Below are 12,666 nucleotides of genomic sequence, written 5' to 3' on the forward strand. Positions count from 1 at the left end.
TAGTTTCTTTACATGTGAAATTTGCATATAAAATTTCCTTCTCAATATTTAATTGCGATAATAGATTTTAATTAATAATATTGTTTTTAGGAGTAGATACAGGAAAAATATTGGATTTGTAGAGTGTTATTTGAAATCCTTTGTTACATTTGTGCCGACCAAAGCGAGAATGCAATTTCGTATTTTATTCTAAAAACGTAATTTGCTTTTCAAAAACAGGGGCTTGCAAGGCCTCTTTTTTTTATAAGCTAAATTTTTATTTTCCTGTCATTTTAAGTTTCTCATAAGCTGTAATGCTATCAATGTCGTAAATAAGTTTGCTTTTTTTATCTTTTACTTCCTTTATAAAGCCATCACATTCTGCTTCATCCATAACGCCGGAAGTATAGGCTTTTAGTAGAATATCCATTGTTGTCATATAAATAATGCCATGTAAATCACAATACTGCTTTATATCTTTTAGATTACTGCTGGCAATATAATCATTGGTATTCCTTGCTACTGCCATACAGGCAGCCTCGCCGTCACCTAAGCTCTTTTTCAGAAAACTATATTCTCTTATAATTTCCACACTACGGGGCATTTGAATAATCGGAATCTTAGACCACGCTAAAAAATTCTCGATCGACGTTCTGCTGCTCTTATGTTTATCTAATTCTGCTTTAACTTTGTCGAGTATAACAAACTGCTCCGGAAATATTTTCGGAAGTAACAGTTGTTTACCTGCTTTGATGAAATGGATAATGACATCACAATCCAACAATATTTTTGTTTCATTAGATTTCTTTGCCATCATCGTCGATATTTGGAGCATCTACATCTATTCCAATATCAAACATCAATGAGTGATAATGACTTTCCGAAATTTTATCTCTGTCAAATAATTCTTTTGCTTTGCTACCATAGTTTCCAATTACATATGGTTTTGTGTCTTCTGGAATGTCGTAGAGTATAGTTGAATACCCATGTTCAATAGCGCTCTTTTTAATGTTAATCTTATATTCATGATAATCACCACGTAACAGGCCTATCTTATCAAGACGAATAAGCATAGCTGTTCTTGATACTCCAAAATATTGCTCTAACCTAATTATTGTTGCTAGTGAAATTTCTCCTCCCCAAGCTAATTCTTCCTCAGGTATTTGCTTAATAATACCAGCTTCGGGCATTAAAAAATAAGAACTGAATATATCAGCATTATATTCCTCACGGTTTTTTTTGTCAAATTTACCAGCATTACACATTTGGAAGCTAAAGCCCTCTTGAATACAAAGATGATACAATTCGTGACCAATAGTAAAATGTTGTCTGCCAAGGGAATTTTTGGTATTAATTAACATGAACTTACTATTCTTTGTTTTTAATGCCATACCTGAAAATTCACCCTCTAACGGTCGGAAGTATGTTAATACGTCCAAAGAACGTAGTAGCTTTTCAAAGTCTATTGCGTTCTCGTTTCCGATCCCACATATACGTCTGAATTTATTGGCTCTTGCCTCAAGTATTTTATCATTTACCGTTACCATGCAAATTATTAATCTTTAAATAGTTTTTTACAATTCTTCCAAAATCTGCCATAGCATCCATATCATTGTTTTCTAAATCATTTTTTCTAAATGCAAAAACAACTTCGGCAAGTGCTTCATCTACATTATCTACAAAAAAAACATCGAGATCGACACCAAATAAATCGGATAGTTTTTCTAATATTTCTAATGGAACTTCTCTTTCATCATTTTCATAAAAACTAACCATTTCCCTCTTTATACCTAGAAATTCCGCCACTTTATCTTGTGTGTATCCATATTTATCTCTTAATCCTTTTATTATTAATCCAGTATTTGTTTCCATTAGTACATTTTTTTTAAAAAGGTTATGTAACTTTTGCTATTTAGGTAGGTTATTTATTGTTACAAATATACGTAATTTTTATAAATTATGATATATTGTACAAAAAATAAAAACTTTATTGTAATGAAACTTTGATTTACGGTTACAATGCCACTTGTGTACGACATCTTTACAGTGTATGACTTGGTACATTATAAAAAATGGAAATGGCGCCTTGTAGGCGCCATCGTCGGTAAAGGAGTAATAGGATTCGGTAGTTATAATTAATGAATCCAATAATGTGATATCAAGAATCTTTCCGGCTTCTTTTACTTTGCTAGTTATCTGTTTATCGGCTTCAGAGGCTGTGAGGTTTCCTGAAGGATGATTGTGAATCATCATCAGTGATGTAGCATTTGCCTTAAGTGCTGCTGAGAATATTAGTCTAAGATCTACAACAGTTCCTGCAATTCCTCCAGAAGAGATTTCATAAATTCCAAGTGCCTTGTGAGCTTGATTCATTAGCAGTACTTTGAACTGCTCAAAGAATTCTATTTTATTATAGTCCCAAGCTGAAAGGACTAGTTTATATACATCTTTTGAAGATTTGATTTGTGGTCTTTCAGAGTTTTTTACTTTTGTTTTGTAGATCAGTTCAATTTCAGATACAGTCTGCCAGTTTTGATTTAAAGTTTCCATAATTTCTATATTTTAAATTAATTATGGAACATCAACTGGGAATCACTTTAGCAAGCGCAAAAAGCAACGCAATAAAGCAGGATTTTTTGCTGTATTTATGGGGGAATTTTTTGCTAGCGCCCGAAAGCGATTCCCTAACTTTGTGACGAAATTAAATAAGATATTAGAAGAATACCTACTTGTTTAATTAAAACTCTTGAAAAATTCTTGGTCAATTTCAAAAACTGTAACTGGCTTTAAACCAAGTTGATATTTTTCAAAAAGTTCAACAAGTCTATCACCATCTATCAATTCAATTGGTGTAACTCCATCACGATTTGCTTCACCTTTTGCTTCTTTTGTAAAACGTCCTGTAGTTATTATAAGCCCTTTTTCGCCTCGTCCTTGCATCGCACCGCGGAAATCACGAACATGGTGGGGAGAAACCGTTTCTTTATAACGCTTACATTGAAAAACAATATTTAAACCAACAACATCATTAAGTTTTACGATTCCTTTTCCATCAATCCCTTGATCGCCGGAACCACCTGTTATAACTATTTCGTTAATTCCGATTTCAGTTAATAATCGTTTGCACAGTTTTTCAAATCCGCTAGGAGTAAGGTTTTGTATAATGGTGATTAAGCCTATTGAATGTTCTTCATCTTCAGTTGTTATGTTTTCAAATTTAGGTTCAGCTTTTTGTGGTTTTGAAGAAGGTGTTTTTTTGACACTATCTTGAACTCTTTTAAATAAATCGTAAACATTATCATTAGTGCTTAGTTTTTTATCTAAACCTTCTTTTGTTAGTCGCCAAATTCCCCTTTGAGCATTATCAATTAATCCAGCTTTAAATAAATAAAATCTTGCCCATTGGATTTGATTTCTAATTCGCGACTGACCATTTGAAGTAGTTTCTTCTAATTCAGTTTCTGTAATTCCTAATTTGTCTATTACTTGTTCGATTACATCTGACGAGTTTCCAGCACCTCCGTTGGACTGAAGTGTTGTTAAAACTGGATCTATATATTTTAAAAATTCTGGTCCTTTCATGTTGTCTAATTAATTGTTTATTAATTATTGAGCGGTGCAGTAATTATAACTTCCTAAGTTCATTATTCGGATTTGCCAAATTATAGCAAATACAAAATCAAATTACAATCAAACTAATTGCCGAATTTATTATAGAAACTATTACAAGTTTTGTGGCTTTCTGCTCTCATAAGCCAAACGTTACAGTTACTGGTTTATGGTCACTATATTTTGTCCATTTCTCATAAGTTCCAATTTCTACATTTTCTAATTTATTGATAAGGTTTAAAGATGCAAAACAGAAGTCAATATGATATGGTCTGTCAATTTTTCGGTGCATGAATAGCGTATTATCTTTTTCCTGTCCTTGGGTTTGGCTATGAAAATGATGATAAGTGCTGAAAATATTTTTAATCTTTAAATAGTCTACAAGGTTTGAATGATTGTAAACTCTATTGGGTTTGTCCCAAGCTGAATTGCTATTAAAATCTCCAATAAGAATTACATTATCAGCGTCTAATAAGTTACTATAAAAATGAACAGCGTTCCAAACTTGCTCAGTATAGCAATCATGTTTCGCAGGTTTTTGCGACCATATAGCAAAAACTGTTAAGCTAATTTTTGAATTGTAAATAGATAATGGCAAAACATATTTGAAGTCTGGGTTATGAATATTGAGTAGTTTAATTTTAAAGTCGCCATATGAGAAAACTCCAATTCCTTTATTTAGGTTTTTGCCGTACCAAAAAATGTCATTTGGTTGTTTTGTGGCAATTCCAAATATAAGGCGTTCTTGATTTTCGCATTCGGGCACAATTAGAATGTCCGGCTGTTCCTTCAGAATAAATTCCGCTTTTTTACGGAAAGCCATATTACAATTCCAAGTTGTGATCTTCATTATATCAATTGATCTTATTTATATTTCTCTACAATATTAGGAAAGTAACCTAACCTAACACTTAATTAAAGTCCAGATATACCATTAACAAAAGTATCTACAAAATCTAAAATTTTATTCAATATTCGGTCGCCTACTTCTTTAGATTTTAAAACGCTGGGTCTTCCATCTATGCGAAGGTCTAAAATTTCTTTTCTTAAAGGTTCTCGTTCAGTAAAAAGATAATTTTCAATTAATTTTTCAGTTTTTTCATCGGAAAGATTTTCCGTTTTTACTAAATCTTGCAGTGCTTTTTCTTGTTCTTCATTCCAAAATTTTTCAAATTCTTCGGGAATAAGATCGGTATCGGCAATTTGAGGCAGGCTTTCTTGAATAAATTTCTCAATCAGTTCTCTCTTACTTCTTAATGAGACTTCAGTGTTTAATAAATTTGAGATTTCTTTTTCAATACTTTCTTTATCTTTTGAACTGTGTTTTAGTTTGAACTTAATTAAAAGTTGAATAATGTAGGTAACGTTGATTGTATCACGTCTAATCAACTCCAATTCGAAATCAATGTCATTTAAAATAGATGTTTTCTCTATTGGAGCGCTAGTGCTAAGTTTATCTTTTAAATCCAAATACTTACTCGTGTAATCTGCAAATAGCTGTTCTTCAATTTCCAAATCATTCCAAGTAAATTCGGAATAATGGCTCATTTTTTTGTGTAAGCGGATAAGTGCCCTGAATGTTAAAATAAACTGTAGCTTATCTTCTTCAGTATATAGATTGTCTACAACACTAACCTGAGGAACAATTTCTAGTAATTTTTCGGTTATCTCATTGAATTTTTCTGTATAGACTTCATAAGGTTCAACGATAATTTCATCAATTGCATCTTTATTACTAAATAGCGCAATTGCTTCGTCTGTTTTATCTTTCAGATTTCGAAAACATACAATATTACCTTGTGTCTTGTTTTTGTCTAAAGTACGATTTGTACGGCTAAATGCTTGAATAAGGCCATGGTATTGAAGGTTTTTATCAACATACAATGTATTCAGGTTTTTACTGTCATATCCTGTTAAAAACATATTAGCAACTAACAAAATATCCGTTTCATGTTTCGGATGTTTTGATTTTCTGGCAACAGCATTATAATAATTGTAAAAGCCTTCGCTATCCTTAATATTTTCTGCCGTTCCAAACAATTCGTTAAAATCCTGTACATAGACTTCCAATAATTCTCTACGATGTGGTTTCAAGCCGTACTCTGCTTGTGGTTCTGCAGCCATATTCAATCGACTGGCTAATTGATCCTCTATCTCTTCCTCGTTTTGAGCATAACTAAAAATAGTTGCTATTTTTAAATTATGTTCTCCATTCAACTTTTTACGTTTAAAAATTTCGTAATACTCAATAATAGCATCAATATCTTGAACGCACATCATTGCACAGAATTTTTTGGATTGAGTTTTCTGCTCGTGATATTGAATGATGTAATCTACAATTGCTTCTTTACGTTCAGGAGCTTCAAAGACTTCAGCTTCATTTATTTTTTCAATTTTCAAGTCAATTATGTTATCTTTTTTCTTGAAAGTTTGAATATATTCAATCGAAAATCTCAAAACATTTTCATCTCTGATAGCATCTGTAATTACATATTTATGAAGACATTTTCCAAATAAACTGGATGTGGTTTTTTCTCCATTGGCATTCTCTGCTAAAATTGGTGTACCTGTAAAACCAAACAATTGAATATTATCAAAATAACTTACAATGTTTTGATGTGTATCTCCAAATTGTGAACGATGACATTCATCAAAGATAAATACCATTCTTTCGTTTTTAAGAGCTTTCATTTTAGCTAAATTCCGACCCGAAATAGCATTATTGAGCTTTTGAATGGTAGTAACAATAATTTTAACATTCGGATCGTTAAATTTCCTGATAAGGTCATCTGTGTTGGTTGCTGAACTGACTGAGCCTTTGCTAAAGCTATCATATTCCTTGTTGGTTTGATAGTCCAGATCCTTTCTGTCTACTACAAAAACTACCTTTTTGATAGCTGTAATTTTTGATAAAATTTGACTGGCTTTGAAACTTGTTAAGGTTTTGCCACTTCCTGTGGTATGCCAGATATATCCATTTTTCTCAACATTGTAGCCATTTAATATTTCATTTTCGGTTACTTTTTTTATAATACTTTCCACGGCATAATATTGATATGGACGAAGTACCATTAAGCGTTTATCTGTTTCATTAAGGACAATGTATTTACATATCATTTTACTGATATGACAAGGCTCTAAGAAAGTATCGGTAAAACCATTAAGAATGTTGTTGAGAGGATTATTGTTCTCGTCTGTCCAATGGAAAGTTTGAAGATATTCCTGCTTATGTGTACCGAAATTGCTAAAATACTTTGTATTTACACCATTGCTTATTATAAATAGTTGCACAAAATGAAACAAGCCTTTTCCTGTTCCAAAACTATGCTTTTGATAGCGGTTTATTTGGTTGAAAGCTTCTTTCATTTCCAATCCTCTGCGCTTTAGTTCTATCTGGACTAATGGCAGCCCATTAATTAGTAAAGTTACATCATAACGATTTTCATATTTCCCTTCCTGTGTAATCTGATTGGTCACCTGGTATTCATTTTGGCACCAATGTTCTACGTTCAGAAATTCAAAATAAAGGTTATCTCCATTGTCTCTTAAAATATGATGTTTTGTTTCACGTAATATTTTAGCTTTTTCAAATACTGATCCTTTGTTGATAATATTCAGCACTTTTTCAAATTCAGGATCACTAAATTGAATGTTATTGTGCTTTTCAAGTTGCGTTTTCAAGTTTGCCAACAACTCTTTTTCATTCGCAATAGTCCTATATTTATAACCTAATTTTTGTAATTGGATAATAAGTTGTTCCTCTAAGATCTGTTCAGACTGTTTGCTCAAAATATTTATGAATTAGGAGTTGTTATGTTTATCTTTTAAAATATCAAATTTAACAAAATAAAGAGGTTTCTTTCACTTCTCCTAATTCATAATTTAAAAGTTTACCTCAAAGCTTTAAACATTTGTTCGATTGCTTTCTTTTTCTGTTCCATATTGGGATGGACATAGAGATTTAAAGTTGTACTAATATTAGAATGTCCTAAAAGCACACTTACAGTTTTGTAATCGCAATTACTTTCAATACACCTTGTTGCGAAACTGTGCCTCAGTCCATGAAACTTTAGATCTGGCATCTTCAAATGTTCCATTAAGTTTTTATAATAACTGCGATAAGTTCTTGGCTCAGTAGGCTTTGCATCGTTGGTTAAAACAAAGAATGATGGGTTAACAATTTTTTTAAATGGTTTGAGTATTCTTAATAGATCTTTGCTTATCGGGATTTCACGTATAGAGTTTTTTGTTTTTGGTGTGTCTAAAATTAGTTCTGTTTTTCTGGTTCCATCTTCTATAATGTAAATGCGTTGGATGGTTCTGTTAACGCTGATAACGCCATTATCCGTATCAACATCTTCCCAAGTAAGAGCGCAAACTTCTCCTATACGCATCCCAGAGCTTAAGCAAATATAAACTCCTAAATTTCGAAATGTAAAATGCTCCTGTATGTAATTCATGATTTTTTTCTGATCAGAACGGTTTAAAACTTCAATTGTATATTTTTCTCGCTCTGTTGGGAACTGTATTTCAAATGGGCTATAATCTACCCATTTGTGTTTAGCTCCATACTTTAGAATCATTTTCAGAACGATTAGAATATCCTTAATTGTTTTTTGGCTTAAACCTGACTCTAATTTCTGAAATACAAATTCTTGCACTTCTGCTTCCTCAATCGAATATTTATCACCAAATATGGGTAGAATGTGGTTCTCAATTAAAAGTGTATAAGCAGAAAAACTTGATTTTTTTACATACTGTTTTTTCTGTGTTTTCCATAGGTTAATTACCTCTAAAATTTGTTTTTGATCATTCATTATTATTTAATTTTTATTAAAACCAAAGGAAAGAAATAAAGTATTGAGGATTTTAATACCATTAAGGTTCCTAATTTGAGATTCCCCGAATTTTCAGGAGTATGGGAAAAGAGAAAAATAGGTGATGTGCTTAAAATTGGAAGTGGAAGAGATTACAAACATTTATTGAAAGGCGATGTCCCTGTTTTTGGTACTGGAGGCTATATGATTTCTGTGAACGAATATTTATATGATGGTGAAAGTGTTTGCATAGGGAGAAAAGGCACAATAAATAAGCCTATGTATTATAATGGTAAGTTTTGGACAGTAGACACCCTTTTTTTTACACACTCTTTTAAAAATTCTTTACCAAAATATATTTATTATGTCTTTGAAAAAATAAATTGGTTGAAATATAATGAAGCGTCTGGGGTTCCAAGTCTTTCAAAGAGCACAATTGAAGAAATTGAAATTCCTATACCGAATATTTTAGAACAAAAAAAAATATCTTCGATATTATCATCAATTGACGAAAGAATTGCAACCCAAAACAAAATAATTGAGAATTTGAAAACCTTAATTAAAGGGGTGAGTAAAAAGTTATTCATTCAAGAATTAAGATTTAAGGATGATAACGGAAACGATTTTCCGGATTGGGAAGAAAAAACATTAGCTGACTTAGTTAAATTTCGTAATGGCAAAGCGCACGAAAATTATATAGATGTGAATGGAAAATATATCGTTATAAATTCAAAATTTATTTCCCAGAATGGAGATGTTAAGAAACATTCAAATGAATGTATTACACCATTATTTAAAGATGAAATTGTAATGGTCATGAGTGATGTTCCAAATGGCAGGGCTTTAGCCAAATGTTTTTTAATTGATCAAAATAATAAATATACTTTAAATCAACGCATATGTGCTTTGAGTGCTATTGATTGCCACAATCCATTTTTGTACTATTTGATAAACCGAAATCAATATTATTTATCGTTTGATTCAGGAGTTGGTCAAACAAATTTAAAAAAAGAGGAAGTGCTCAACTGCCCTCTAATAGTTCCTTCTTCAATTATAGAACAATTCAAGATAGCTAATTTTCTTAGAAGTTTTGATGCAAAAATCGATATAGAAAAACAAGCTTTACAGAAATTAGTACAACAGAAAAAGTTTTTATTGGAAAATCTTTTTATTTAAATTTTCCGTCATTGGCAAGAAACAAAAAAGCCATTGTTTAGAATTTATTGCATTTCTACCAAAAGTCTTTTCAAATGAACATTTGAGATAACAAAAATTTCTTTTGTTTTTCAAGCTGTTCTAAAAGGGCTTTTTCATCTTGGATTTTGTTATCGATAGTATATAGAAATTTTGAAATTTTATCTTGTTCTTTTAAAGAAGGAATGTGAATTTTTATTTTTTTTATAGTATTTTTTGACAGGCTTGGAACTCCTGACGCTTCATTATATTCTAACCAGTTAATTGTCTGAAAAAGATAAAATACAAATTTTGGAATGCAGTTTTGGAACGAATGGGTATAAAATAATGTATCTACTGTCCATATTTTCCCATTATGATACATCGGTTTATTTATTGTACCTTTTCTTCCAATACATACTGTTTCTCCATCATAAAGATATTTATCGATGGATGTCATGTAGCCTCCAGTTCCAAAAACAGGAACATTCCCTTGTTTAATATGTTTATAATCCTTTCCACTGCCAATACTCAAAATATCACCAATTTTTACTTCATTCCACTCTGAAAACTCATTTCCTATTCCATCTTTAAATCTCAATTGTTGGGAAAATATTTTTTTATTCAACGTAATCTTTAATGTTTTTAAACCCTTAATTATTTTGTTTTGGGTTGCAATTCTTTCATCTATCGTAGATAGAAACTTTGCTATCTTGTGTTGTTCAGAGAGATTAGGAAAAGAAAGTTCTATTGTAGAAACTCTATCTACGTTTATACTCAAAACTTTTGATCCCTGAGCTTCTTTTTGTATCTGTAATCTAACAGTATTGGACTTTAATAAATATCCATTAAATCCTTTTTGAAAATAATTTGCTTTCGGTCTTGCTAAAAGTGTATGCAAACCGGAAAGTAATTTTTCATTATTTAAATTAAAAATTTCAATACTTTTCCCCACATCATTTAAATCTTCTGAAGCATCTGCGAAAATAATATCCCCTTCTTGACAGTAAAAATCATTAGAAATCCTATTAATTGAGATTTCTTTATTGATATAAGGCACTGTTTCTTTTGAAATATCAAACAAGGTTTGAAACTTAGTATGAATATCACCATAATGGATGTTTTTTACGATTCCATTTTCATAATTCAAATTATCCCTCGAAAAGGAATTGGTTACTTTAAAATCCGCTATCTCTCCCAACTTCTTCTTTTCCCATACTCCTGAAAATTCGGGGAATCTCAAATTAGGAACGTTACCTACTTTTAATTTTTTATTCGGCATCTCGATTATTTATTTTTCGTTATTAAAAACATTAAGGATTTAAGAAATTAAAAAACTAGCTCTAATTCTTTTAAATAAACATCTATTTCCTTATCGAGATTGGCTCGTTTTGCTTCAAGTTCTTTAATTTCGAACATTACCTTTTGGATGTCAATTTCTTCTTGTTCTTCGAATGTATCCACATAACGAGGAATATTTAAATTATAATCGTTCTCAGCAACTTCTTTTAAACTAGCCAGATGACTGTATTTTTCAATTACTGTTCTATTACGATAGGTTTCTACAATCTTAGTGATGTGATTGTCTCGCAACATATTTTGATTTTTAACCTTTTCAAATTCTTTGCTGGCATCTATAAATAAAATATCATCAGGTGTTTCTCTGCATTTTTTGAAAACCAAAATACATGTAGGAATACTGGTGCCATAGAAAATATTTGCAGGTAAACCAATTACTGCATCTAAGTAATTCTTTTGTTCTATAAGATATTTACGAATGTGTAATTCTGCTGCACCACGAAACAAAACGCCGTGTGGCAATACAATAGCCATTGTACCGTTTTCTGCTAAATGATAAATCATATGTTGCACGAAAGCAAAATCGGCTTTACCTGCTGGAGCTAACTTACCATATTGACTAAAACGATCATCATTCAGAAATAAAGGATTTGCACTCCAATTGGCAGAAAAAGGAGGATTTGCTACGATAGCTTCGAATGGCATATCATTCAAATGTTGCGGATGTTCTAAAGTGTCCTCTTGCTTTATGTCGAATTTCAGATAATGTACCCCATGGAGTATCATATTCATGCGGGCAAGATTGTATGTGGTTCGGTTCATTTCCTGCCCGTAAAAATTATTGACATCTTTTACCTCTCTGGCAACACGCAATAATAGAGATCCAGAACCACAGGTCGGATCATATACTGATTTTAATCTATTTTTACCTGTTGTGACAATTTTTGCCAGAATTTTAGAAACCTCTTGTGGCGTATAAAATTCTCCTGCCTTTTTACCTGCACCACTAGCAAACTGACCAATCAGATATTCGTAAGCATCGCCTAATACATCAAGTTCGGTATGTTCAAGCTTAAAATCAATTTCATCAAGATGCACCAAAACTTTTACTATGATTGCGTTTCTTGCTTCAGCCGTTCTTCCTAAATTATTGCTGTTTAAGTCCATATCCGAAAAAAGATCTTCAAAATCTTCTTCACTTTGAGTTCCCATTGTACTCAGCTGAATATTGGTCAGGATTTTTTGTAAATCTGCCAAAATAAAATTATTACTGCCACTGTTTCCTCTTTTTGCAATTTCGCTAAAAAGTTCAGATGGTTTCAAAAAATAACCTAAGTTTTCAAGGGATTCCTCTTTGATGGCTTCAATATATTCTTGACCCTCTTTTGTATTTTCATCAATATTTCTAAATTGAATATTATCTTGTTCTAAAATGGAATTAGCAAAAATTTCCATTTTTTCAGCCAAATATTTATAAAATATAAATCCTAGTATATAATCCCTAAATTCATCCGCATTCATCTTTCCTCGTAAAGTATTCGCTATATTCCAAAGCTGTTGCTCTAATATTTTTTTCTGTTCTTCTGACATTTGAAATAATTGTTTTATTAAGATTAGGGATTAATAATCCTTAAGAAGGCACTAATGTAATAAACTTTTGGTGTTATGGCTTATGGTTGCAGTGAAAAACTAATTGAGATATCTTTATTAATTTTTTGATATACTGGAAGGCTATAATAATTCCTATTTGGTGTCAAGTATACTCCTCATTTTGAATTATACCCTTCCA

10 protein-coding genes and 1 pseudogene are annotated in these 12,666 nt (G+C 31.3%); 1 reads left to right on the forward strand and 10 read right to left on the reverse strand.

Going from position 1 to position 12,666, the window contains the following annotated elements; translation table 11 throughout:
- Positions 1 to 256 precede the first annotated feature (256 nt).
- The 8 genes and pseudogenes from AC6CH4_RS07540 to AC6CH4_RS07575 all read right to left on the reverse strand — a co-directional run bounded on the left by AC6CH4_RS07540 (position 257) and on the right by AC6CH4_RS07575 (position 8,405).
- The gene (locus AC6CH4_RS07540; protein ID WP_498101698.1) at positions 257 to 796 is read right to left on the reverse strand and encodes a PIN domain-containing protein; all 540 of its coding nucleotides are present in this window, start codon (positions 794 to 796) and stop codon (positions 257 to 259) included.
- Positions 777 to 1,526 carry an ImmA/IrrE family metallo-endopeptidase gene (locus AC6CH4_RS07545; RefSeq protein WP_498101700.1) on the reverse strand — a complete coding sequence of 250 codons (750 nt, stop codon included), beginning with the start codon at positions 1,524 to 1,526 and terminating at the stop codon, positions 777 to 779. The genes AC6CH4_RS07540 and AC6CH4_RS07545 overlap by 20 nt, the downstream gene beginning before the upstream one ends.
- Entirely contained in the window at positions 1,510 to 1,851 is a 342-nt protein-coding gene (locus AC6CH4_RS07550) for a helix-turn-helix domain-containing protein (protein WP_131425324.1), read from the reverse strand. The genes AC6CH4_RS07545 and AC6CH4_RS07550 overlap by 17 nt, the downstream gene beginning before the upstream one ends.
- A 222-nt stretch (positions 1,852 to 2,073) precedes the next feature.
- Positions 2,074 to 2,529, reverse strand: a pseudogene (locus tag AC6CH4_RS07555) (JAB domain-containing protein); the annotation flags it as partial.
- Positions 2,530 to 2,712: 183 nt separating this feature from the next.
- Positions 2,713 to 3,561: a restriction endonuclease gene (locus AC6CH4_RS07560; RefSeq protein WP_498101702.1), complete on the reverse strand. Its 849-nt coding sequence runs from the start codon at positions 3,559 to 3,561 to the stop codon at positions 2,713 to 2,715.
- A 166-nt stretch (positions 3,562 to 3,727) separates the two neighbouring features.
- Positions 3,728 to 4,438 carry an exonuclease/endonuclease/phosphatase family protein gene (locus tag AC6CH4_RS07565; RefSeq protein WP_498101704.1) on the reverse strand — a complete coding sequence of 237 codons (711 nt, stop codon included), beginning with the start codon at positions 4,436 to 4,438 and terminating at the stop codon, positions 3,728 to 3,730.
- 65 nt (positions 4,439 to 4,503) lie between these two features.
- On the reverse strand, positions 4,504 to 7,377 hold the full coding sequence (locus AC6CH4_RS07570; RefSeq protein WP_498101706.1) for a type I restriction endonuclease subunit R: 2,874 nt from the start codon (positions 7,375 to 7,377) through the stop codon (positions 4,504 to 4,506).
- A gap of 101 nt (positions 7,378 to 7,478) precedes the next feature.
- Positions 7,479 to 8,405, reverse strand: coding sequence for a tyrosine-type recombinase/integrase (locus AC6CH4_RS07575; protein ID WP_498101708.1), 927 nt, complete (start codon positions 8,403 to 8,405; stop codon positions 7,479 to 7,481).
- A gap of 75 nt (positions 8,406 to 8,480) precedes the next feature.
- Here AC6CH4_RS07575 and AC6CH4_RS07580 point away from each other — a divergent pair, with 75 nt between their 5' ends.
- Complete coding sequence (locus tag AC6CH4_RS07580; protein ID WP_498101710.1) at positions 8,481 to 9,581, forward strand: restriction endonuclease subunit S; 1,101 nt, start codon at positions 8,481 to 8,483, stop codon at positions 9,579 to 9,581.
- Between the two features lie 70 nt (positions 9,582 to 9,651).
- Here the strand turns inward: AC6CH4_RS07580 and AC6CH4_RS07585 are convergent, their stop codons facing one another.
- Entirely contained in the window at positions 9,652 to 10,860 is a 1,209-nt protein-coding gene (locus AC6CH4_RS07585; RefSeq protein ID WP_498101712.1) for a restriction endonuclease subunit S, read from the reverse strand.
- 47 nt (positions 10,861 to 10,907) lie between these two features.
- Complete coding sequence (locus AC6CH4_RS07590) at positions 10,908 to 12,467, reverse strand: type I restriction-modification system subunit M (protein WP_498101714.1); 1,560 nt, start codon at positions 12,465 to 12,467, stop codon at positions 10,908 to 10,910.
- Positions 12,468 to 12,666 lie beyond the last annotated feature (199 nt).

The sequence above is a fragment of the Flavobacterium sp. GQ95 genome (assembly GCF_059758655.1).